At 34.1% G+C, this 25,605-nt stretch carries 22 protein-coding genes; 3 read left to right on the forward strand and 19 right to left on the reverse strand.

Translation table 11 applies throughout. From position 1 onward, the window contains the following. Window positions 1-6: 6 nt before the first annotated feature. The 14 genes from AC3WTA_RS03990 to gntK form a co-directional block, all read right to left on the reverse strand. A complete protein-coding gene (locus AC3WTA_RS03990) occupies window positions 7-603 on the reverse strand; it encodes a hypothetical protein (protein ID WP_000487799.1) in 597 nt (198 codons plus the stop codon). 275 nt (window positions 604-878) lie between these two features. After that, window positions 879-2,729 (reverse strand): hypothetical protein, encoded by a 1,851-nt coding sequence (locus AC3WTA_RS03995; RefSeq protein ID WP_001178707.1) that lies wholly within the window; start codon window positions 2,727-2,729, stop codon window positions 879-881. Next, window positions 2,719-4,539, reverse strand: a complete 1,821-nt coding sequence (locus AC3WTA_RS04000) for a DUF8727 domain-containing protein (RefSeq protein WP_001236572.1) — start codon at window positions 4,537-4,539, stop codon at window positions 2,719-2,721. Before AC3WTA_RS04000 ends, AC3WTA_RS03995 begins: the two co-directional genes overlap by 11 nt. A 106-nt stretch (window positions 4,540-4,645) precedes the next feature. Continuing rightward, entirely contained in the window at window positions 4,646-4,906 is a 261-nt protein-coding gene (locus tag AC3WTA_RS04005) for a hypothetical protein (protein WP_000391452.1), read from the reverse strand. Between the two features lie 75 nt (window positions 4,907-4,981). Continuing rightward, window positions 4,982-6,409, reverse strand: a complete 1,428-nt coding sequence (locus AC3WTA_RS04010; protein WP_000129472.1) for a basic amino acid/polyamine antiporter — start codon at window positions 6,407-6,409, stop codon at window positions 4,982-4,984. Window positions 6,410-6,622: 213 nt separating this feature from the next. Next, window positions 6,623-8,134: an ABC transporter permease/substrate-binding protein gene (locus tag AC3WTA_RS04015; RefSeq protein WP_000129148.1), complete on the reverse strand. Its 1,512-nt coding sequence runs from the start codon at window positions 8,132-8,134 to the stop codon at window positions 6,623-6,625. Window positions 8,135-8,137: 3 nt separating this feature from the next. Next, window positions 8,138-9,085: an ABC transporter ATP-binding protein gene (locus tag AC3WTA_RS04020; RefSeq protein ID WP_000614066.1), complete on the reverse strand. Its 948-nt coding sequence runs from the start codon at window positions 9,083-9,085 to the stop codon at window positions 8,138-8,140. A 100-nt stretch (window positions 9,086-9,185) separates the two neighbouring features. Then, a complete protein-coding gene (locus AC3WTA_RS04025) occupies window positions 9,186-9,743 on the reverse strand; it encodes a YdcF family protein (RefSeq protein ID WP_001045782.1) in 558 nt (185 codons plus the stop codon). 79 nt (window positions 9,744-9,822) lie between these two features. Then, window positions 9,823-10,359, reverse strand: coding sequence for an NADPH-dependent FMN reductase (locus AC3WTA_RS04030; RefSeq protein WP_000780363.1), 537 nt, complete (start codon window positions 10,357-10,359; stop codon window positions 9,823-9,825). A gap of 146 nt (window positions 10,360-10,505) precedes the next feature. Next, complete coding sequence (locus AC3WTA_RS04035) at window positions 10,506-11,660, reverse strand: CgeB family protein (protein WP_000420438.1); 1,155 nt, start codon at window positions 11,658-11,660, stop codon at window positions 10,506-10,508. 34 nt (window positions 11,661-11,694) lie between these two features. After that, window positions 11,695-12,915 (reverse strand): tetratricopeptide repeat-containing glycosyltransferase, encoded by a 1,221-nt coding sequence (locus tag AC3WTA_RS04040; RefSeq protein WP_000526208.1) that lies wholly within the window; start codon window positions 12,913-12,915, stop codon window positions 11,695-11,697. A 272-nt stretch (window positions 12,916-13,187) separates the two neighbouring features. Then, window positions 13,188-14,084, reverse strand: a complete 897-nt coding sequence (gene gnd / locus AC3WTA_RS04045; protein WP_000765990.1) for a phosphogluconate dehydrogenase (NAD(+)-dependent, decarboxylating) — start codon at window positions 14,082-14,084, stop codon at window positions 13,188-13,190. 18 nt (window positions 14,085-14,102) lie between these two features. Next, window positions 14,103-15,452 carry a GntP family permease gene (locus tag AC3WTA_RS04050; protein WP_000260206.1) on the reverse strand — a complete coding sequence of 450 codons (1,350 nt, stop codon included), beginning with the start codon at window positions 15,450-15,452 and terminating at the stop codon, window positions 14,103-14,105. A 14-nt stretch (window positions 15,453-15,466) separates the two neighbouring features. Further along, a complete protein-coding gene (gene gntK, locus AC3WTA_RS04055; protein ID WP_000450012.1) occupies window positions 15,467-17,005 on the reverse strand; it encodes a gluconokinase in 1,539 nt (512 codons plus the stop codon). A 512-nt stretch (window positions 17,006-17,517) separates the two neighbouring features. On the opposite strand from gntK, the gene AC3WTA_RS04060 reads away from it, so the two are divergent. Both AC3WTA_RS04060 and AC3WTA_RS04065 read left to right on the forward strand, forming a co-directional pair. Further along, window positions 17,518-18,420 carry an ABC transporter permease subunit gene (locus tag AC3WTA_RS04060; RefSeq protein ID WP_000902494.1) on the forward strand — a complete coding sequence of 301 codons (903 nt, stop codon included), beginning with the start codon at window positions 17,518-17,520 and terminating at the stop codon, window positions 18,418-18,420. Then, a complete protein-coding gene (locus AC3WTA_RS04065) occupies window positions 18,417-19,436 on the forward strand; it encodes an ABC transporter permease (protein ID WP_000836586.1) in 1,020 nt (339 codons plus the stop codon). Before AC3WTA_RS04060 ends, AC3WTA_RS04065 begins: the two co-directional genes overlap by 4 nt. A gap of 130 nt (window positions 19,437-19,566) precedes the next feature. On the opposite strand, the gene adhP is transcribed toward AC3WTA_RS04065, so the two are convergent. From adhP to AC3WTA_RS04090, 5 genes are all read right to left on the reverse strand, one after another. After that, window positions 19,567-20,604 (reverse strand): alcohol dehydrogenase AdhP, encoded by a 1,038-nt coding sequence (gene adhP, locus AC3WTA_RS04070; protein WP_000649116.1) that lies wholly within the window; start codon window positions 20,602-20,604, stop codon window positions 19,567-19,569. Between the two features lie 388 nt (window positions 20,605-20,992). Next, a complete protein-coding gene (locus AC3WTA_RS04075; RefSeq protein WP_001119634.1) occupies window positions 20,993-21,847 on the reverse strand; it encodes a MurR/RpiR family transcriptional regulator in 855 nt (284 codons plus the stop codon). A gap of 192 nt (window positions 21,848-22,039) precedes the next feature. After that, entirely contained in the window at window positions 22,040-22,687 is a 648-nt protein-coding gene (locus AC3WTA_RS04080; RefSeq protein ID WP_000694649.1) for a response regulator, read from the reverse strand. Window positions 22,688-22,701: 14 nt separating this feature from the next. Then, window positions 22,702-23,820 carry a GAF domain-containing sensor histidine kinase gene (locus tag AC3WTA_RS04085; protein WP_001008443.1) on the reverse strand — a complete coding sequence of 373 codons (1,119 nt, stop codon included), beginning with the start codon at window positions 23,818-23,820 and terminating at the stop codon, window positions 22,702-22,704. A gap of 163 nt (window positions 23,821-23,983) precedes the next feature. Beyond that, window positions 23,984-24,877, reverse strand: coding sequence for a mechanosensitive ion channel family protein (locus tag AC3WTA_RS04090; protein ID WP_000055440.1), 894 nt, complete (start codon window positions 24,875-24,877; stop codon window positions 23,984-23,986). Between the two features lie 254 nt (window positions 24,878-25,131). Here AC3WTA_RS04090 and AC3WTA_RS04095 point away from each other — a divergent pair, with 254 nt between their 5' ends. Further along, a complete protein-coding gene (locus tag AC3WTA_RS04095) occupies window positions 25,132-25,581 on the forward strand; it encodes an NUDIX hydrolase (RefSeq protein WP_000540502.1) in 450 nt (149 codons plus the stop codon). Window positions 25,582-25,605 lie beyond the last annotated feature (24 nt).

Raw genomic sequence — 25,605 nt, forward strand, 5'->3', positions numbered from 1 at the left:
TTCGCCTTATTTTGTTAACATAATATTTTTACTGTATTCTGCGATTAATGCCTGTGCATGAGCATTCCCTTGAATCACATCTCGAAATTCTTTTAAAGAATACAAATGCGTAGCCCCTTTTCGGGCATGAATTCGCACTGGTACACCTTGTAAAGTATCATGAAACTGAAATGGCTTATCTACCGGTTCAATTGGGAAACCGAGTGTTAATAAATACATATACATTCTTTTTGTAACTGCTGCAATATACCATTCTGCTTTCGTTTCTAATGCATGCATAAATAAAATAGCTGTTAGTCTTTTAAAGTGTCCTCTCCCACGAGACGTTTTCGCAATACTTAACTTGCCTATTTCATACACATTTTTCAAATCTTTCACTAAATCATTTTTAGAAAACGGATAGAAAAACTCAGAATTTGATTGTTCCGGTTCCGTATACTTAATACATTCTACTGTACCAATATGATGTTCATCTTCTATTAATAAAAATCGTGATGGATTTAAATTACGTTCTACGAACATTAAGTTTCTTTCTTCACAAAAATCTCCCCATAGTTGCTCGAACCAAAAATGTTCTTCTTTTGTTTGAACACGCTGGAACATATTTACCCGCCTTTCCCATCGCCGCTCTGTTTTTTGATAACGCTTTCACCATCTATCATATAAGAACAAATCTTCGTATGCAACTAAAAATATTTATGACTTATTATATTCTGCACAATGAATTAAATTCCATCTTAATCGTCTTTTATCCCTCATGTACCGTTCTTCTAACAATATATTTATATTACCTTCAAATTCAAATCGTATAAAGTTGTCTTCCATACAGCATATATTTCTTCTTAATCTAAAAAAATCCTTTATAAAAAAGGATTTTTTTACTTCTTCATGCTTTTTAACCACTTCTCAAAAATTTGTACCATTCCATGTTTTCCGGCTAATTTCTCTTCCCCTTGTTTCGTTTTATATGGATATAATTGCAAGAACACACCACATCCAGACTCAATTTTTTTACTATGCATATGACTTCCTGGATATACACAAATAACTTCATAAATGGCCCTTCGAAAATAGACTCTCTTTCCATCCTGTTCTTCTACATATTTTATAGACCAGTACTTATACATTTGTTCAGTTGCCTTCGTATTTCCAACGTGCTGAAAAATGTTGTACATTGGGCTATACTTCACTTCAATAATAATAGAAGATTGATATACGTATTTCCCTTCTTCCTTTACATAACAGTCTAAGCGAATGTCTGGCTTCTTCGTATCTTCTCCATTATAAAAATTACTCCCTTTACTTAATGCAATAAGAGGATGAGTTTCAATTAAATCATTAAATGCGACATGTACTCTAATATCATCTCGGTGTAAAACTACTGTCGTTCCATCCTGTAATCCATCTACATAAAAATGTTCTTGAATTTGTTCACGAATGGAAATTCTAGCCTCAAAACCAATTTGCTCTAACATGGAAATAACGATAAAAAAAGCGTAATATTCATACACTAAAAATGTTGGTTTATAAACAAATAATAAAGATGGAGATTGTTCTGTATATTGTGGAAGTACATCTAAATGCTGTAGTAGTTGTTGATGTGGTATCGGTAAATTATGTGAGTACATGTTACCCGTTTCGGAAACTTCTCTCCAAAATGGAGAATGCATTAAAGTTTGAAAGTATTGTACACTTTCATGTACAAAGTGCGCTAATATTTTATATTCTTGTATCTTCATAGAGCTTTTTCGCAAATCCGCCTCTTTTAGTAAATGGATATTTTTATATTTTTGTTTCTCTCTATCCGTCACTGATCCATTACGCTCAATTGTTTGTATAATCGTTTTTACAGCTTGAAACTCTTCTGATTTCTTCTTTTTTGCTCTTTCTAATATTTCAATTGTTTGACGTAAAAAACTTTCAGCTTCAAGTAAATAGAAATAAAATTGCATCGCTTTAAATTTAAGAAATGCATTTTCCTTACTATTTTTTTGTTCTATAAACTTACGATTATAATATTTTGCATACGGTTTTCTTTCCGCCACTATTGCTCCTTTTCTCGTTGCTTTCCGCTCTTTTTCTTCCCATTTATATTCATGTATAAATTTTGAACTCGATTCTATTTTCTTAAAAATTTGCTTTATCTTTTTCATTTTTTGCGGCAACTTTCTAAGTAACACTAAATAAGAAGAATCTTCAATATCACTAAGTGCAGAGAAAGTCTTTTTATAATAACCTCTATCTAAAATCAACTCATTCAGAATTGACTTTACATAGTTTTGAATCATTTCAAATTGATCATCAAAAAAATTTTTGGGAACGATTTGAAATGCGCCATAATACGTTCTATCTTCTATATTCACTTCAAAATGATATAATCCACAACGCCATGGATAAAAGAATTCCGTTTTTCCATGTTCATATATTAATACTTTTTGTTTTTTTTCATTTATTTCATATTTTGACTCTTTTATATTTTTCTGTCCCTCATATACTTTATTCCATATAAAAGTAATATTCATTGGACTTTCATAATGGTAATGCAATCTAATTGGTTTTAATTCTTGTACTTTATAAATACATTGAACTAATGCTGTAGTAGATGTACAAAGACGATTTAATAAAATATATTCCCCTTTTGCCTCAGTTCCAATGATTAACTTTAATACAAAAGGGAGTGTTTCTTTCGTATCAACGATTTCTGTTTCATATCGCCCTTCATTTTGCATAGCCATACAGCTCCAGTTCTCTACGCTTTTCTCTTATATATGCTAAAGAGTGTTCAAATGTAGATACTCTGTTTGCAAGTGGCGATTGCAAAAGAGGTAGTAATGTCGCCCCCCTTTTTACGTCTTCAGAAAGTAAAGACCCAACCATCATTTCAGTCCCTCTTATTTTCGTCAATACACGTTGCTTGATTTGTAAATCAAATCCCTCTTCTCTACTGATCATATAGGAATGATTATTTTGGAACGGTATATTTTGCAAGTAAGTAGCGATTGCGTTTGCACATCGAAATGAAATTCCCTTTGACATATCATGTGATGACAATACAACATGTAACTTATCTAATAGTTCTAACTCTTCTTCAGAAAACACCTCAATCATCGCTTTATTCCTGACCCAGCTTATACGAAATTCTCCTGCAGTTACTTTCAGAGGTGGTTGTAATACAATTTTCTCTTGTTCCATACACATCTCACAAAACGGAATCTTTTGTAACGTTATTAAATTCGTCCGATCTAATAATCGATCTGAGAGTTCTTTCGTTGTTTCATCAAAATTTACTGTACCTACAAATATAATATTTTCACCAATTTCAATTGTTGATGGAATTGAATTTTCTTTTTCTTGTACACCTTCATACAAATTTAGAATACGGTTTTGCTTTTCAAGTTGAAGAACAGATAGAAATGGAGTAAACCAATGCTCAATATGTGACATATTCATTTCATCAAAAACGATTATATATAGTTGATTTTGATTTTCTTTTGCCTTCATTAACGCCCTAACTAATTTTGTTTCACTTTCAATAAAAGTACCATTTGGGTGAAGGTAACCAAGTAAATCATGTGGTTCTTGATACGATGGTGAAATTGGAATCCAAACCAACTCTTCCCCATACTGTAATCCAAGTGCTTCTGCATAAGCTTGCACAAATCGGGATTTCCCAGCGCCTGGTATACCACCTAGAATCGTCAACATATTTGTTTTCGCACTTATATGGAAATTATAAATGTCCGTTTCATCCAAATATAGCCCTTTATTACGTACAAAACTTTTTACATACTGTAAAAAGACGGATTCACGCTCATCCCATTCCCATTCATCCTTGTGCACTTTTATTTCCTCTACTTCTACATGCTTACCTTCTTCAGTCATTCGTTTTTTTAATTGCTCATACATGTGATTGCTTACAAAATACAATTGATCTTCTACCGCTATTTCCACATACTTCATCCAGTCATTTAAGTCTATATACTTACATTCCCGCTGCTGTTCAAAATATGCGATTGAACTAATTGATGATGATTTTAAAGATATATTTCCATATAACCTTCCATCGTGCCACAATAATTCGGGAGGCTCAAAGTCTTTCGGATATTTTGGCATTAGAAATGACAAATAGCCATTTCCAAGTTTTCTTTCTAAAGACTCTCCTTTTTTGTATTCGGAAACTTTAGGTACTGGAATCATTTTATAGCCATTGGCCATTTCTCGTGGTTCTTCTGCACAAATTAACTCCACGTATATATGTCCTCTTTCATAATAGAGACGAAACATAACCAATTGCTTTTCTAATTTTCTTTTCTTTAATTCCGAAAAGACTTTTTCATTCTTTTTATTGCTACATAAACCTTCAAATACGTATGGTTCATTTTTTAATTGCTCTTGTAACGTGAATGGTATTGGCGATAGGCATTGTACAAAGAAGTTCTCTCCATTCTTCTCTCTCTCTGCTTTTGTAAACTTTCCGATAAACCTCATATAGTACATTCTTTTTATAAAACTTGGCTGAAGAGCTTTATGTAATCTCACCTTCGTCACCTTCTTTTTTTCATACTATTCTTAGTGTATGAAAGAAACGAAAAACTAGAAACAAAAAACCTGACGTTATCCGCCAGGTTCAAAATGAAAACGTATATTAATGAGATGGAAATGCTTTTTTCTCTTGTAAAATGGCATTATGAGCAATTTTCATTTTAGCAAGTACATATCGTAATCGATCTTCAGCGTTTTCATCTGTATTTTGCTGTAATTCCGCCAAATTCTCTACAGCACTCGCTAAATTTTCAATCACTCCTCGTAGTTCAGGATGGTGATTAAAAAAGGATTCTTGCACTAATACTTTCCTTACTTCACTCGCTAAATCAACAATTCTGGTTAACTGTTCTTTTTCTTCCATTTTTATCCCTCCTGAATATCTTATGTATTAAATATTCTCTAGACAAAGAAAAAAGCCCTTTATTTAAAAGGACTTTTACATTTTTATATTTCCAGTTAATAGCATATAAAGTGATGTGATAGCTGCGATAACAATTGCCCACATTACATATCTCTCAATACCTTTAAAACAACGATTTCCTTTTTCTTTTCTTGCATACATGTAAACAATAATCCCGATTCCATACACGATTGAAACAAGTAATAAATTTTTCAAACCTGCTGCATATAGAAGCCATACAGAATAAATAGAAGCAATTAAAGCTAACGAGCCGTTTTTTACTTTTGCATCTTTTAGTTCGTTTGTAATAACTAATTTGAATTGGAATAACGCTGATAATAAATATGGTACTAAAATTGATGTTGAAGCTATGAAATACATAATTTGATATGTTGATTCTGAAAACAGAACGATTATAAATATAATTTGGGCAACGCAATTTGAGATCCATAATGCCATATGTGGCGTTTGTTTTTTATTTGTTTTCGTAAAGACTTTCGGAAACACGCCATCTTTTCCTGCTACGTGGGAAATTTCAGAAACAAGTAAAAACCAGCCTATTAATGTACCTACAAGTGAAGCAACTAACCCAATGTTAATCGCAACTGCGCCCCATGTCCCAACAACATGTTCTAATACATGTCCCATTGATGGGGTTTCTAACACGGAAAGCTCTCCTCTTGTCATCGCTCCCATAGACAAGACAGAAATTAAAATATAAATAGACATTACTAAAATAAGTCCAAGTACTGTCGCTTTACCAACATCTCGGCTATTTTTCGCTCTACCAGATAATACAACCGCTCCTTCAACCCCAATGAAAACCCAAAGAGTTACAAGCATTGTATTTTTCACTTGACCAAGTATAGAGGAAACTGATATAGTTCCTTCTCCCCAAAAATCATGTGTAAACGTATCCCAGCGAAACGCTGTTACCATTACAACAATAAATAATACGATTGGAACTAATTTCCCTATCGTTGCAATAACATTCATAATAGATGCTTCACGAATTCCAAATAAAATTAGAAAATGAAGTGTCCATAATAAAAGTGATGCTCCAACAATAGACGCAACATTATTTCCACCTTTAAAAATGGGGAAGAAATAACCTAATGTACTAAACAGTAACATGATTGTTGCAACGTTTCCTAAAATTCCTGCTAGCCAATATCCCCAAGCACTGTTAAATCCGATATATTCTCCGAAACCAGCACGTGCATAACTATAAATTCCGCCCTCAAGCTCCGGTTTTTGTCTTGCTAACGTTTGATATACGAGCGCGAGTGGAATCATTCCCATCGCTGTAATACACCAACCAATTATTATAGAGCCGCTATTCGCTCCTACTGCTAAATCATGCGGTAAACTAAAAACACCGCCACCAACCATCGTTCCGACTACTAATGCAATTAATGGAAAAAACCCTAACTTCTTTTCTATTTGTACCACCCCATCTGTCATTCTAGGTGTTATGTTCGTTCAACTATTAAAGTCACCTTTTTCTCTAATAGACGTTTCTCTTATATTTTTTCAGGAAAACATTACTTATTCTAAAAGAAAATGAAGAAAAATGGAATACTTTTTTGAAAAAATGTATAAGTATGCACAAAAAAACCGTTCATTTTGTAATGAACGGTCATTTCATACATATAAATTTGTATATTTCTTATAAAATTAACGAAGTAAATTCTCTTTTTGTAAAAATTGTTTCGCAACTTCTTCACTACTTTTTCCATTCACATTTACTTCATAATTCATTTTTCGCATTTCTTCATCTGTAATCTTCCCAGATAATGTATTTAATACTTTTTCAAGTTCAGGATATTTCTGTAACGTCTCTTTTCTTAATAGTGGTGCACCTTGGTACGGTGGGAATAACCCTTTATCATCTTGTAGCACTTTAAGTCCATACTGCTCAAGTTCACTATCAGTTGAATATGCATCGATTACGTTAACATCCCCTGATTGAATTGCACTATAACGTAGTTTCGGTTCCATCGTTTTCACATTTAAAAACTTATAGTTATATAATTTTTGCATTCCTTTATAACCGTCTTCACGATCAGCAAATTCTAATGTGAATCCTACTTTAGCATCCTGTGCCATTTTTCCTAAATCAGAAATTGTATTTATATTATTTTGATCTGCTATTTTTTTCGGCATAGCTAGTGCATATGTATTGTTATACTCCATCGGCTTCAACATAACCATATTATATTTCTTTTCCATTCCAATGCGAGCCTGCTCATATACTTCATCCCGATTTGTACTTTTTGGCTCTTCTTTCACGAAAGTAGATAAAGCTGTTCCTGAAAATTCAGGGTATATATCTACTTCTCCTGATTTCAATGCTTCAAATACAAATGCTGTTTTTCCAAGACCTGGTTTTAATTCTACGTGTAAATCGGTATCTTGTTCGATAAGTTGCTTATACATTTGAATTAAAATTTCAGGTTCTGATCCAAGTTTGCCGGCAATAACAATATCTTTCTTTTGTGTGTTCCAAAGAAAGGGAGAAGCAATCATTATACAAGTAATACATATCGTCAATATAATACGCTTAGAAGAGCGTTTTGGACTCTCAAGCACTCTAAGTACTACATCAAAGAATAAAGCGAGTAACGCGGCTGGTACGGCCCCTAAAATGATAAGCGCATGATCATTTCGATCGATACCAAGTAATATGAGTTTTCCGAGCCCACCAGCACCTATAAGAGCTGCTAATGTAGCTGTTCCAACAATTAATACCATCGCCGTACGAATACCGGCCATAATAATTGGTAAAGCAAGAGGAAGTTCTACATTCCACAGTCTTCTCCAGCTATTCATCCCCATAGCTCTCGCTGCCTCGATTAAAGATTCATCTAACTCCCTTATTCCTGTATATGTGTTTCGTAAAATAGGTAATAGTGCATACACAACTAATGCAATAATGGCCGGAAGTTTTCCAATTCCTACTAACGGAATTAAAAGTCCGAGTAATGCCAGTGATGGGACAGTCTGCATAACTGCAGAAGTTCCTATTATAAATTCAGCCATTCGTTGTTTTCTCGTTAATAAAATGCCAAGTGGCACCGCAATAATTACTGCAAAAAATAGTGAAATAAGCGATATTTGTAAATGCTCACTTAATGCAGTTAGTAATTCTATTTTTCGCTCTTGGAACGTTTGTATAAAATCAGTCACTGTTTAGCCTCTTTCCTTCATTTGTTCAACAATGTAATTAACAATATGACGACTTGTTAAAGCTCCAACATATTGACCATTTTCTTCAACTGGAACGACTTCGTCAGCTCGTACACGAATTAATGCTTCTTGTAAAGAAGAATGCAATGATAGTGCATCCCCTTCTATCCGCATACTTTTATCAAGTGGTAATACATCTTCTACACTTTTCCCCTCATACCAAGGCCGCCCACGATTTCCAATGAACTCCTCTACAAACTCATTTTTCGGATTATGTATAATACCTTCTGGTGTATCTAATTGAACAACTTTTCCTTCTTTCATAATACAAATACGATCTCCAAGCGATAATGCTTCTTGCATATCATGTGTTACGAACACAATTGTTTTTTGAATCTTTTTTTGCAATTGTACGATATCCTTCTGAAGCTGTTCCCTACTTAATGGATCTAACGCACTAAACGGTTCATCCATAAGAACGATTTTCGGGTTTGCGGCTAATGCCCTTACGACACCAACGCGCTGCTTTTGCCCTCCTGACAATTCATCAGGCATACGATCGCGATATACGTCTGGATCTAGCCCGACCATCTGTAGCAACTCATCGACACGAGCTTTTATTTTTTCTTTGCTCCATTTTCTCATTTCAGGAACAACTGCAATGTTTTCTGCAATTGTCATATGCGGAAACAAAGCGATTTGCTGCAATACGTATCCTATATTCCAACGCAATTCATTAATATTATATTGTTGAATATCTTTTCCATCGATTAAAATAGATCCTTCAGTCGTTTCAATTAAACGGTTAATCATTTTCATTGTCGTTGTTTTCCCGCAACCACTCGGACCAATGAGAACAAAAAATTCTCCCTTATTAATTTCTAAATGCAATGAATCCACTGCTTTCGTGCCATCTTCATACGCTTTTGACACATGATTAAATTGAATCACAAATACAGCTCCTTTAATGTTGTTTCCTTTATTTTGATGGAATACGGCATTCATTTCAAATGATACGCTTTATAATTAAAAAAGAGCCCACATTTGAGCTCTAACGGTCGAACAATATTGTTTTCATTATTGCAGCATATTCACGTACATACATTTTTTTCTTAGAGCGCATTGGTGTTTCAGCAGCTAGTGCCTCCATCTTCATGCCTAAACGCTTTGCAATTATTTTCGTTCTATATAAATGATACGTATTACTTACAACTACCGCATGTTTCACATCATATAAATCCATACTAAACTTTACATTCTCATACGTATTTGTAGATTGATCTTCTATTAAAATACGACTCTCATCTATACCATGTACCATTAAATAGTTTCTCATACTGTGAGCTTCTGGTATATCTTCGTCTTCTCCTTGACCACCTGAAACAATTACTTTCGCTTCAGGATGGGAAAATAAATATTCCAACGCTACTTCCAAACGGTTTTGTAGAGATAATGACGGTCTATCTCCAAATAACTTTGCACCTAATATAAGAACGTACGGAGAGTGATTACTCAATTTTTCACGAGCAACTTTCTTCATTCGAAACGTCATATAAAGAATGTACAGTGGTGGAAATAATAAGATTATAAGCAAAATCCATTTGTTCATAAATAAGTTTGCACTCCCTTTCTTTTTATTATATAGAAAAAGATAGGAAGGCAGAAGTATTTTTTATACGATTAATTTATCACTCAACTCCTAGTTGTTTTTTCACCTCTTTATATACGCTCATATATGCTTTTAATTCTTTAACTAAATCATGAATTAATGGTTTTGCATCTTCTCCCAGTTCACCGTCTTGTACATGAAGTCCATCAAGCACAACTTGTTTTGGGATTGCATTTGCGTACACCCCTCTAGCAACAATCCGCATATTGTTTAATGCGTTAATGCCACCTTTACCGCCTCCAGCAACTGCAAGTAATGCGACAGGTTTATGAACAAATTCACTACTGCTTAAATAATCTAACGAATTTTTCAACGCCCCACTCATTGCATTATGATATTCAGGTGTACATAGTACTACACAGTCTGCAGTTTTCACTAATGTCTTTAATTTTTTTACCGCTTCTAATTCACGTTGTGATTCTTCCCCGTTATATAAAGGCAGTTCCTCTACTGATAAATCGTATAACTCCCCTTCAAATTGATCAGCAATATATTTTGCCACCACACGAGTTCTACCGAATTTTCTTGGCGTACCGTTAATAACGACTAGTTTCATAATTATTTCTCTCCTTTGTTTTTCAGTTATACTTATATATTATCAGAAATTTCTATACAAAACACAATATAAAGAGGGAACTAGCTTGATAAAATAGTATGATAGACGAAAAAAAGAACTCATACGAAAGTATGAGTTCTTCACAATTACTTTTCCTCCTCTTTATGACACAGTATGCCAATGTTTCCTTTCGCTTCAAAATGGTTATACGCTTTTTCTGCTAATTTAATACGCTCTTCTGGTAAAGCTACATATTTCATAATACTTTCTATTATTTTTTCGTATGGAGTAAACACAATTCCTGGCCACTCTATCTCGTCCTCTCGATTACTATTTTCCGAAATAATAAATTTCTTATTTGCCACCGCATAAGAAACTCGAGGTGTTTCAAGAATGCCTGATAAGTAAAAATGAATATTTAATATAATTTTAGACCTAGCAATCAACTCATTTCTAACAATTCCCCACGCATTATTTTTAAAAACAATATTTAAATTTGGGGCAACTGCTTTTAATTGATCTAAAATAGCTTGCCGCCTCGGATTAAGAGCACCTATAAACAGTATATCGATGTCTTCAGTCACCTCATCTTCAAATGCATCTTTTTTTATTTCCAAAGTTGGGGCGTAGTTCATTCCTACATGTTTTATTTCTGTTCCTACACCTTTTTGTTTTAACCATTCTATATTTTGTTTACTATAATCCCAAATTTTCTTATCTTTTAATAACATTAAATAAAGTGGGTGTGCATAAGGGCTTCCTTCATATAGTTGTTCTAAATTATAAATAATTGCATTTTTCGGAAGTAGATTTGGATTATGTGCATACGTATGCGCTCCAAAAACAATTGTATTTTTCACATTTTCTAGTATTGTTTCTGAAATAATTGCTGTATTTCCCTCCTGCTCCAATCGCCATTTCAAAGCTCGCGCGACATCTATGAAACTACCATACGTCTTTGGGCATATAAAAAGACAATAATCATATTCTTTATTTAAATAAGCTTCCATTAGCCTTAAATTATTTTTATACAAATCCACATCCGGATATTTAAGTAAAAGCTCATTTGCATGTTTTTTTGCTACTTTATATAATCCAGCATAATAAGCAGCAATGCACCTTCTTAATTCAATTCTTTGCCGATGCTCATCTGCTACGTCCATATCTAAAAGAAGATTTGCAATACAATACGCTTTTAAATGATCACGATCATAATAATAATCTAGTAGTGGCATCAATTCTTCATACGTATTTCCATGCACAGATTCCCCTAGTTCTAGCGCCCATCGTATTAATTCCATTATTACTCCACTACTCCTTTAACCAAAATTGTATTTAATAAAATTTCGCATTACTTTCTACCATATTTGCTATATGCAACGGTAACTCTTCTTTTTTCGATTCCAAAAATTTTTGTGACACTGCGCCTAAATGTTTTTTATGCGGTATATAAAAAGCACTTATAGAAATCTCATAGTCAAATAAGTAATCATACACATGATAATCTACAAATAGAAGATCATTATTCGGAAAAGGAACTTCCTTCCCTTGCAACGCATACATCAAAGCAATATTATTTTGAGATTTTAATCGATACATTCTTGCAAGTTGGTATAATGGCTCAGCCCTAGTTGGTCGATATTCCCACGCTTTTTGAAAATAAAGAATTGCTAATGCTGTATATTGTTCTTCTTGCTTCTTCATAGTTTCTTTTTCATCCGCTTCTGTTACTTCATGTTGCTGATTTGCCGAACGGTTTGCTAATTGTTCATAACAAAATCCTATTCGCAATAACGAATAGAAAACTTCTTCAACCCATCCCCCTGCTTCCACTCTTTTTTTGTACCATTTAATCGAATCTTCAAATTGACTTAAATGAAAATAAGTTTGGGCTAAATAAAATAAATATCTTATATGCAAATCAGGCGTTGTTTCTGGATCATTAATCCCTTCTAACAACAATCTCTCATCTCTCTCAAATTTATCAGCTTTACTCCCACCATCCCCAGGGTCGTTAACGACAAGCGTCTCTAACCTTGCTACTCTCGTATTGTAATTCGCACCAACTTTGGAACGATCTATATCCCAATACTCATGAGTAACACCGACAGATTTCCATGGTAAAGAAGCTTTCAAAAGGCGTGTAAGCCAATACTTAATATGAATATCATATTGCAATGTAAGATAATGGTCTTCCGTTAAACTAGTCTTATCAAACTCAGGATCAACTTCTAATATCATATCTGCATCTAATATTAATAAATAATCTGCTTCTGGATATGTTTTTTGTGCCAATGAAACAGCTAAACTTCTGTTATAACCAAAGTTTTTAAATGGTTCATGATGAACTGTTCCTGGGATTTCATTTTCTTTACACCAACTTTCAATAATTTCAGGTGTATGATCAGTTGATCCCGTATCACAAATAGAAACAAAGTCTACAATTGATTTTGTAGCATTTAAACATCTTTCCATAATTCTAGACTCGTTCTTAACAATCATACAAAGACATAACTTTTTTTCTTCCCCTGCATTCTTCACTTGCTCATTTCCCATTTAACCACCCCATATTTTATTAACACGCTCTTTTCATATGTAACACCACTTCATAGCTACACTGATGACATAATCATCCTTTTACTATTTATGAAAATTTCATTTTATTTATTCTTATTTTTATGTTGGGACATCTTTCATGCTTCCTTTTATATTTGATACAATCAGTACAAATAGACAATGATTGAATGGTATTTTTAAATTAGAGATTTCTTACACTATAAAAAAAGAAACTTGCGCCTATGCACAAGTTTCTTTTCAAAAATCATTTCCTATTTTTTCACAACTTCATGTCCACCGAACTGATTACGAAGAGCTGAAACTACTTTTCCGTGGAATGTATCATCTTCTTGAGAACGGTAGCGCATAAATAATGACATCGCGATTACCGGTGCTGCCGCTTGAAGTTCAAGTGCCGTTTCCACAGTCCATTTCCCTTCTCCTGAAGAATTCATCACACCTTTAATACCATCTAGTTTTGGATCATCTGCAAACGCCTTTTCAGTTAAGTCCATTAACCAACCGCGGATAACCGATCCGTTTGCCCATACTTTTGCAACATCTTCATAATTGAAATCAAAATCACTTTTATCTAACACTTCAAAGCCTTCAGCGATTGCTTGCATCATACCGTATTCAATACCGTTATGAACCATTTTTAAGAAATGACCACTTCCGACGCGGCCTGCATATGAATACCCATTCTCTACTGCTAAATCTTTAAATAAAGGTTCTAATTGATCATATATTTCTTTTTCTCCACCAACCATTAAGCAAGCACCGTATCTAGCTCCTTCTACACCACCTGATGTACCGATATCTACGTAATGTAAGCCAAAGCTTTCCGCTTCTTCCGCACGGCGTAACGTATCTTTATAGAATGAATTTCCGCCTTCAATAACGATATCGCCTCCTTCTAATAATGGATATACATCTTTTAGTACCGATTCAACAACTTCTCCCGCAGGTACCATTACCCAGATTGTACGAGGAGCTTCTAGTTCAGCAATCATTTCTTTTAATGTATGACGAGCAGTAATCCCTATTGCACCTGCCTTTTCAACAAGCTCTTTATTAACGTCGTATACAACTACTTCATGCTTGTCTTCATATAAATGTTCTGCTAATGGGAATCCCATTTTTCCTAATCCAATTAAACCTAGTTTCATATTAATCAATCTCCCATTCTATACAAATATATTTAATAACGAAATTAGTCCAAGTGCTACAACAGATAATATCGTCTCCATTGCAGTCCATGTTAATAATGTTTCTTTCACAGTCATTCCAAAATACTCTTTAATCATCCAAAATCCAGAATCATTTACATGTGATAAAATTAATGATCCTGCACCTGTTGCAAGTGCTAGCAGTTCAACATTTACACCTGGTGTACTTGTTGCAATCGGCGCAACAATACCAGCTGCTGTCATCATAGAAACCGTTGCCGATCCAGTTGCAATTCGGATAAGTGCCGCAATTCCCCAGCCTAATAATATCGGTGAAATATGAGATTCTTTCGCCATTTCTGCGATTGTCGTTCCAATTCCAGAATCTAATAATACTTTATTAAATGCGCCGCCTGCACCAATAACTAACAGTATGTTCGCAATAGGCCCAAGGCAATCGTTTGTAAATTGTAATACTTTATCCTTTGAGAAACCTTTTGCATAACCAAGACTAAAGAAAGAGTATATCGTTGCAATTAATAACGCGACGATTGGATCTCCAATAAAGTGCAATACTTGTGCAAGTTGACTTGTTTTGTTTAGTGCTACTTCCGCAATTGATGCACCTAGCATTAGAAATACTGGAAGTAAAATTGTAAACAATGTATTTCCGAAACTAGGAAGCTCCTTCTTCTTATCTCTTTCAATAAATTGCTCCGCTATATCTAATGGTACTTCTTTATGTATACGAGCACCAATCCATTTCCCGTAAAGCGGACCTGAAATGATTGCAGTTGGAAGTCCGACAATTAAAGCATATAAAATTGTCTTCCCTACATCTGCTTTAAAAATACCTACTGCTGCCATCGCTGCTGGATGTGGCGGAACAAGTCCGTGTACAACAGATAAACCTGCTACTAGTGGTATACCAATTGTAATAAGTGATACCCCTGTTTCTAACGCAATTGTAAATACTAATGGAATTAACAGTACAAATCCAACTTGGAAAAACACTGGAATCCCCACTAAAAATGCAACGAACATCATTGCCCAGTGAACACGTTTCTTCCCAAAACGATTAATTAATGTGTTAGCAATTCGTTCAGCACCACCAGATTCGGCCATCATTTTTCCAAGCATCGTTCCTAATGCTAATACTATCGCTAAAAACCCTAACGTATTACCAAGCCCTAGCTTAATAGAATCGATAATCCCTGGATCTTTTGGTGAAGTTCCAATCAATGGCATTCCCATTGCAAGTCCTACACCAATTGCTGTTAAAATTAACGCGACAAACGGATGCCATTTTACTACTGTAATAAGTAAAAGTAGTATGACAACTGCCGCTAGTACGATTCCAACTACCATTTCTCCCAATCCCCCTATTGTTTACGTTGGAAAGCAGCTATACAATCAAATTCTTCTTTCAAGCGATTGTAAAGTCGTTCATACATATAAAACATTTCTAAATATATAGCCGTATTTTCTTTATTCGGTACATGATGATGAACAATATCAATCCAATCCTTTACCTCTTCAAGAGAATCAATTTTTCCTACAGCATATAAAGCAACTGCCGCTGCCCCAAGCGCAGATGCTTCATGACTTTCAGGAACAAGCAATTCTTTTCCCATCATATCGGATAACATTTGTCTCCAAAATGCAGATTTCGCAAAACCTCCTGAAACGCGTATTTCAGTAAGTGGCCCTGTACAATCCCTGATTGCGAGTGCAACAGAATATACGCTCATACAAACACCTTCCATGACTGCACGTATAAAATGTTCTCGTTTATGCTGAAGGTTTATTCCAAAGAATGTACCACGAGCATTTGCATTCCAGTAAGGTGCACGCTCTCCAGATAAAAACGGTAAAAATAGCAATCCACCCGCTCCAGCTGGTACACTTTCCGCATACTTAATTAATAAATCATACGGATCAATGCCAAGTTTTTTTGCTACTTCTTGCTCTGGGCTACCAAATTCATCACGTAACCATCTCAGTAATATTCCGCCGTTATTCGTTGGTCCGCCGATCACCCAGTGCTCGTCTGTTAATGCATAACAAAACGTTCTTCCTTTTTCATCTGTATTAACACTTGATGAAATTGTTCGAACCGCACCACTTGTACCAATTGTAATTGCAGCTGAGCCAGGCGATATTGCTCCAACGCCTACATTCGCAAGAACACCATCACTTGCACCAATAACAACTGGCGTATCTTCACGAATGCCCATCTTTTGTGCTAATTCAGGTTTCATACCCGATAAAATATATGTAGTTGGCACAGGTTTTGATAATTGTTCTGGTGACATATGTAACATCGTTAAAACATCTTCATCCCAGTTTAATGTTTCTAAATTAAATAACCCAGTAGCAGATGCTATTGAATAATCCACTACGTAACGTGAAAACAATTGATAAATAACATATTCTTTAATGGAAATAAATTTATAAGCGCCCCTATATAATTCTGGCTCTTCCTCTTTCATCCACAATAATTTAGAAAGCGGCGACATCGGATGAATTGGTGTGCCCGTTCGTCTATAAATGTCATGCCCATTCATATGTTGTAATAATTTTTCCGATTGTTTCGTACTTCTATTATCTGCCCAAATGATAGAACGCGTTAATGGTGCACCGTTTTCATCTACTGCAATTAATGCGTGCATTGCTGTACTAATACCGATTGAAGCAATATCTTCTGGTAACACGTTACCTTTTTCAATGGCAACGCTTACAGTTTTGTATACAGCAGCACATATTACATCAGGATCCTGCTCAGCCCATCCGACCTTTGGTTGAATAATTGGATAATCAACTGCATGTGATGCAACGACTTTTCCTTTTTCTGTGAACACAACCGTTTTTGTACTTGTGGTACCGATATCAATCCCGATTACTCTCCCCCTTGTTTCCATGCGAATCTTCCCTTCGTTTCTAGTAAAATACGAACTAGTAAACCGTTTACATGAATTAGTATATAAAATATTTTTTCATTAATCAAGTTTTAAAAAGAAAATTTTTTTCATAACAAAAAACAAATCCCCTCATTCCATTTCACTTACATACTAAATTTAGCTTTTACGTGCGGTAAAGTTGCATTATATTCGTTTCGCAACACATTCTTTTTCTTTCATTAACAACACATATATAGTCCTTCCGTACTTTCTACTCATTTGTCTGAAAAATGAGTTGTACAGCAACTACCTCCGCAATGGAAATTTTGTGCACTTTGCTCGTTTTTATTGTATTAAGTTCACTCTTCCTTTTATCTTAATAGTCTTAGAGTGCGGATCCTACTATCACTTTATTAACTTGTAAATATATGTTCCATACTATAAAATCTAATAGTATTTATATTTTTCAGAAAAATAAAACAATATTTTAGACTTTATTGTATAATGTTGTAAAAAGATGTCGGAGGGATTTAATGTTACATAAAATATCTCAATTCACAATTAAGCTTTCATCAATTCTTTTATCACTGTTACTATTATTAAATTTACCTTATTTATTTATCACTCAACAAGGATTCACCTTTCAACCAATTTATTTTTTTAACCAGATCGTTACTATGTTAAAACAGGTTTTCTCACCTGAATCATTGTTGGTTATAGGATCAGACCCAAAGTTTGGTCATTTAAAAACAACACCATTATTTCCAACTGTTTTAGAACCTTACCTATATTCGTTTATTATATTATTCGTAGCCTTTTTGCTTGCGCTCTTTATCTCATCTAGCATGGCATTTTTTTATTTTTTAGCAAAAGATTATATAAAAAAATGGATAAACCGAATTGTGTTCATATTAGAAGCTGTCCCTGATATGATGATGATGATTTGTTTACAAATATTTTTCATATGGTTACTGCGGAAATTCGGGGAATTACCTGTCACCATTATTTCTTTTAATGAAAATCGAGCTTATTTACTCCCTATTTTATCTTTAGCTGTCTTACCTACATTACAAATGTTTCGGATGATGGTGTTATACATAAAAGAAGAACATGGAAAACATTATGTAGAGGTTGCATATGGAAAAGGGTTTTCATCAAGTTATATACTATGCATTCATTTATTCAAAAATATATCTATCCACTTCTTCCACCATTTAAAAACGATTTTTGTTTTCTTACTTTCTAACTTATTCATTTTAGAATTTGTTTTTAATATGCAAGGCATTATTCAATTTTTATTTAAAAAGGCGTTTATTTCACCTCCGGCTGCATTTATTATACTTGTCATGATTATCTTACCGTTTTATGCCATTTTTCAAATAATCTCTTTCATGATGAATAGATGGCAAAAGCAATTGAAAGGAGCAGCTTTATGAAATCTATTTGGAAATCAAAACGCTTTTTAATCGGCTTTACTTATTTATTCATACTTGTTTCAGCTAGTTTTATTTATAGTTGGTTCTTTAAAGATAACATCCCAAAACCTCCTCAGTTACTTTACAATGACAATAACGAATTACTTGGAAAGGCCCCCTTTCCACCATCGTTAATACCGCCTTTTGGATCTGATCGTTTTGGAGAGTCTGTTTTCTTACAAATTATAGAAGGAGCAAAATTCACTATCTTATTAGCTGTGGCAATTAGCTTCTTTCGAATTTTATTCGGAACATGTATAGGAATTCTCTTAAGTTTATATGCTCCAAAATTCAAGAGATTTTTCCAGGCATGCTCAGAAGTGTTTTACTATATTCCTACTTTATTTATCGCATTTATACTCATCACGCCCGTTAATATTGTAATCATATCAAATGCTGATAGATTAGATCCAAATATTTCATTTGCGTTTTATCAAGTACTCGTACTTATTTTCGTCGCTCTGCCTACACTTTCTTTATATATATCCTCAGAGGTTGATGAATTTATGAAACAAGATTATATTTTAAGTTCACAATTACTGGGTGCTAGCCGTTTTCATATTATCAAAAAACACTTACGAGTCTTATTACTTGACCGCTTATTTGTGTTATTTATGGAACATATCGTCCAAACTCTCATACTCGTTATCCATTTAGCGTTGCTTGATATTATAATTGGTGGGATACAAATGCGTGAACTCTATGACGGAGTACTCAAACCTGTTTCTCTATCGAATGATTGGGCAGGCCTTATTGGATTAAATCGTTATGAAATGAATATTTCATGGTGGATTATTTTGTATACTCTCGTTTCATTCTTTATTACGATTCTATTTATTAAGCTTATGACAATCGGGATTCAAGATGCACTGAAAGCAAGAGATTCGCAAGTTGTAGCAATTCAAACCGTTCCAAATCATAAAAAATTTGTTAAAAGTAAAGACTCTTTTTCGTTTGTAGATAAAGTGAATCTTTAATCATTTCTCATTAATCGGCATTGATATAAAAGAAGCTGATCCCTATTGAATACAGGGATCAGCTTCTTTATGCCGTCTAACTTTTTTACATGTCCTTTGCTAGACTCATGCTTTTTATATTTAAAGTGAATTATTTACAATCACAATTATGCTGTTTAAAATCGATTACCATACGTCCTTGAATTCTGCCTTGTTCCATTTCTTCGAATACATTTTGTACTTTATCTAGAGAACAAGTTTGAACAACCGGCACTACTTTTCCTTCTGCACCGAACATGAACGCCTCCTCTAAGTCTTTACGAGTACCAACTAGAGAACCAACTACTTCAATTCCATCTAGTACAAGTCGCGGAATGTTTAAATCCATAGTTTCTACTGGTAAACCTACTGCAACGACTTTACCACAAGCACGTACTGCATCAACTGCTGAATTGAATGCTACTTTAGAAACGGCTGTTACTACAGCAGCATAAGCACCACCAAATTCATCTTGAACAATCTTATCAGCAGGACCTTGAGAAATTGGATTGATAGTCATATCCGCACCAACTTCTTTTGCTAACGCTAATTTATCGTCATTAATATCTACTGCAATTACCTTTGCACCAAATACGTTTTTAGCATATTGGATAGCTAGGTTACCTAATCCACCACAACCATAGATGACGATAGGTTGACCAGGTTTAATGTCTGATACTTTTATTGCTTTATATGTAGTTACGCCCGCACATGTGATTGATGATGCTTGAGCAGGATCTAATCCTTCTGGTACTTTCACAGCATAATCAGCTGTAACAATACATTGTTCTGCCATACCACCATCGACTGAATAACCAGCATTTTTAACTTCACGGCAAAAAGTTTCTCTACCAGTTATGCAATATTCACAACGCCCACAAGATTGGAACATCCATGCAATACTTACACGATCACCTATCTTTAGTGAAGTAACATCATCAGCAATTTTCGTAACAATACCTACACCCTCATGACCAAGAATACGGCCATCTGTGTTTCCAAAATCATGATTTGCAACGTGTAAATCAGTATGACAAACTCCACAATACTCTACATCTACAAGCGCTTCACCTGAGTGTAACGGACGTAATTCTTTTTCAATAACTTCAATGTTTGCTTTACTATTTTTATTAACTACTACTGCTTTCATATATGATCTCCCCTTTAGTGTTTTAGAATTTTAATGAGTACATCTCAAATCTTCTGTCTTCACTGATTTGGCTAATCATTATGCCAAATTTAAATGTTCAATCATCATTACACGTTCATCATAACATGTAATTTTAAAAGCTTATTGTTAAATATTGAACAATATTTGAATTATTAACCAAATGTTTTCTTACTATATTTGAAGGGAAAACTGAGATTTCATCTATGTATCGTTTATTAGAATTCAAGACGCGGAGTAATAAATAAAAATTTTTTTAATATAGGAAATTATTATCATCATATTTTCAAAAAAATTATAACGAGTAAACCTAGATTATATATCATCAAACTATTGACGAATATAAAAAGCCCTTCAACTGAAGGACTTTTTATATTCGTTTCATCGAAATTGTTTCACGTATACTTTGTAAATTTTGCAACGTTTCTTCTTGGCGTTGTAACGATAACCCAACGTATAATGTATCTAACAAACTTAACTGTGCTAATCTTGATGAACTTGCTTCTGTACGGAATTCTGTCTCACGTGTTGAGGTATACAAAGTAATACCAGCAAGTTGACTTAATGCTGATTTCTGATAGCTCGTAATTGCAATAATGTGAGCTCCCCTTGCTTTTGCTACTTCTAACGCTTCTAGTAACCCTTTATTGCTACCAGAATGAGAAATTGCAATTACCACTGCTTCTTTAGTAAGTAAACCCGCACCCATAATTTGAAAATGTGAATCTGTATGAGCAATACAAGAAATACCCGTTCTCATAAATTTATGATATGCATCCATCGCAATAATACCAGAACCACCATTTCCATAAAACTCAATACGACTTGCATCTTGCAATACCTTTACGGCTTGCTCTAGCGCTGTATCATTTAACAAATGCAATGTATCTTGCAGTCCTGTAATATGCGAATGAAAAACTTTTTTAGCAACTGTTACCATACTATCTTCTGCCGATACTTCTTCATGAATATTTTGCATAGGAGTATGTACAATTTCACGAGCTAATGTAATCTTTAAATCTTGAAACCCTTGAAAACCGAGGTGCTTACATAAGCGGAATATCGTAGCTTCAGAACTATTCGTAACTTCAGCTAATTCTGTAATAGATTTATGTACAACATCTTGTGGATGTTTCAATATATGTTCGGCAATACTTCGCAATTTCGGTGATAAACCGTTTAACGAAGCTTGAATTTTTCCAATCCCACTTCTTGTACCTGGCATAGCATATCTTCCCCTTCCATCGTAGTTTTATTGTACCTAATTATAGAAAGAAGAAAAACCTTTATTTAGCACTACTATAAATTGAAACTTTAATCAGTGAGAGTATTGTACATCTACCACTAATTATAAGCCCGCAAATAGCATGATAAATTTTAAATACTCCTATGTATTCTGTCGTAATATGGTACATAATTATTCATACTTATTATTTCCCCCGTGCTTCACCGCATATAATGCAGCTTGCGTACGATCATCTACTTCCAATTTAGCTAAAACATTTGAAACGTGTGTTTTCACAGTCTGTTCTGTAATATGAAGCTCTGCTGCAATTTCTTTATTACTTCGCCCTTTCGCAATTTCACGAAGTACTTCTTGCTCTCTTTTCGTTAACATGGAAAAAGGGTTCTCTTTTTCTTTCTTGACTGCTGATTGTCCGAATAGTGCTGGTGTTACTTTCGGATGAAAATTCGCATTTCCTTCATGTACTGCAATGATAGAAGCAACAAGTTGCTCTGGTTGTACTTCTTTTAATTGATAACCATCTGCTCCAGCTTCCAGTGCTGGTAAAACATAATCTTGCTCTGAAAAACTGCTTAATATAAGTATCTTTATTGTTTCATCATATTGTTTTATCCGTTTTGTTGCTTCTATACCATCCATCTTCGGCATTGATAGATCCATTAATACTATATCTGGTCTTTCCGTTTGAATGAATATTAATGCCTCTTCACCATTTTCTGCTTCCCCAACTATTTCAAATTCTTCTCTCGTTTTTAAAAAGAATACAAGTCCTCTTCGAACGATATGATGATCTTCAACTAGTAGTAATTTAATCTTCAATCTTCTTCTCCCCTTTAAACCGGCAATTGAATTTCAATTTTCGTACCCTTTTTCAGCTCAGTTTTTATTTGAAATGATCCCCTCATTAACTGAATACGTTCCTTCATACTTTTTAAACCGAGCGCTGACTCTCTTACGTGATCTTGTATAAATCCTATTCCGTTATCCTCTATGTAAAAATACAACTGGTTATTTTCTATTTTTAAAAGAACATTTACCTTTTCACATGAAGCATGTTTTTTACAATTATGTATTGCTTCTTGACTAATACGCCATAAAACTTCTTCTATTTCATCTCCAATTGAAACCATACCATCAATTCGAACTTCCACGTGGATCCCTAACAACTTTCCGTAATTTTTAATTGCTTCTGCTAAACCTTTCTCTAATCCTTCCGGTCTTAATTGCCAAATTAAAAGTGTCATTTCTTGTAATGCTTCCTGTGATAATTCTCCAATATAGCTCAACATCTCTTGCAAGTCTCTATCTTGCGTCATATTTAAAGTACCTTTTGCTGTTAGCATAATAGAAAATAACAATTGTTTTACTGAATCATGTAAATCACGTGCAAGTCGATTTCTTTCAGCTACCACTACGTATTTACGTTCTTTCTCTACTAACTGAATACGTTGTATTGTCGTTCCTATTTGAAATGTAATTGATTCTAGTAATGCTAATTCTTCCTCTGAAAAATGTGTTTTTTGAGGTGAAGCCACATTTAATAGACCAAACTTCTCCGATCCAGACCTAAGGGGAATTGTCGCATGATGCGTAACATCTTCGGTCTCTCCCCAATTACATTCAATCGCATCCTCTATCCGCTTACATTCAATAATATTTGTTGCTTTTTCTAATCTCCCATTCACAAAACGCTCTACACACCAGCAATCTCCTTCACACATCGGCTTCTTCTCTTTCCATGTAAGAGCCGGTGGTAAGTTTTCATCTACAAGCATACGGTGCTTTCCACTTTCATCGATAAAGAATATCCACCCTGTTTGTAAATTCATAACTTGTAACAATGTATGTAACACTTTTTCTAACATGTCCTGTAAGTCTGTTGCTTCATTTAATAATTCAGCAATTGCTTTTAATGCTTCTAAACGATGCATCTCTTTTTCTTCAAAGTTCATTTTCATCACCAACTACCATTATAACATTAAGAAATTTCTAAATTCTACAAATAAAGAAAGAACCGAATTCCTTCAGTTCTTTCTTTAAATTAATCATTTTATTATTGTGTTTCTATCCAATATTAAAAACAGAATTTTGTTAATAAACTGTTCTTGTTCTTCTTTAGCTGTCCGATAAAGATTGTCCACCATGGTTATGCTGTAAACTTTCAGTAGTAACGACCATATTTGCTGCTGGCATTTGCACTTGATTCTTATGGAACATAGACATTAATTCAAACCTTACTTGTCTAGAAGTTTCAAAATAATCTTCTGGCTTTATTAAACCTGTAATACAAAATTCATATCCAACATATTTAAGATTCGGGTTTAAATCTGTGACACCAACATATTTAAACGGTTCAACAGCTTCATCCTCTACTTTATAAAGACTCGAAGCCAATTTTTCATTACAATTAACACAAACTTCTTCTAACAATTCCTTAACTCTTGTAGGATCTTCCTGATAACTTACCGTAATCCGTTCAATTACGCGCATCCATCCTTTATTAAAATTTTGTATCGTCCTAATCTCTCCGTGTGGTATCGTAAGAAGTTTTCCCGACCATTCACGAATTTGCATAAAACGAATACTAATTTCCTCAATCGTTCCTGAATTTGTTCCGTTAAAAGTAACAAAATCGCCAACACGAAACTCTTTGTCCGCTAATCTCGCAAAGCCTAATATAACATCTTTTAACATCTGTTGTGCAGCAAAACCAATAACAACTCCCGCTATCCCTGCACCTGCAATGATACTTTTTATATCTACAAATTGGCTAATTAAATATATGATTAGACTGATGATAATGATATATCTAAAAATAGATCGAATCACACTTTGAATCGTTTGCTCTACCTCTTCATCAAAAAAGCTTGATTTCCTAAAAAACCAATCAATAATGCGGTTAATTACAAAAGAGATAATGATTAGTACTAAAGCAAATAGTAAAAATCTTAAAAGTAAAAACTCTCTTACATAATTAAAAAATTCTTCAGTATACGTTAATAAACTCATCCATCCACACCCTTAACTAATGAAAATTTCATGAAAAACTAATTTATTGTCATACTTTTTGATTTCCTTAAAACTTGTTACACTTTCTTCTATAAATATACCCTTTTTTATTATCTAAAGGGAGATAACAATAGAATTTTTTATAAATGACTTTATGTTAAGACCTCAATACTTACCTAAACAAAAAGGGGAATATTAACACAACGCCGAATTGTTCATTTGAAAATATTTTGACTCGCGGAGGTTAACTAACAATGGGCTATATCGAAGAACTAAGAGAAGTTATTGGATCAAGACCACTCAATCTAGCTGGCGTTGCTGTAGCTGTTTTCAATGAACAAGGACGAATATTACTACAACAAAGGCGAAATGGTGTTTGGGGTGTTCCCGGTGGATTTGTTGAACTTGGTGAATCAACAGAAGAAGCCGGAAGACGTGAAGTTCTTGAAGAAACAGGGATTGAAATAGGAACTTTACAGTTAATACATGTATTTTCCGGAAAAGAATTTTTTGTGAAATTACCGAACGGAGATGAATTTTACCCTATAACAATCGCATACCTTTGCAAAAATATTACAAGTGGTACGTTAAAAGCTGATGGGTTTGAATCATTGCATGTACAATTTTTTAATTTAAATGGATTACCAGAAAAAATTAGTCCATTCATAAAAAAACTAATCGAGCAAAACGTCGTCACAATTTAAACGAAAAAAGAGACCTTTTTAAAG

This window comes from Bacillus sp. EB106-07-01-XG149 (genome assembly GCF_058791555.1).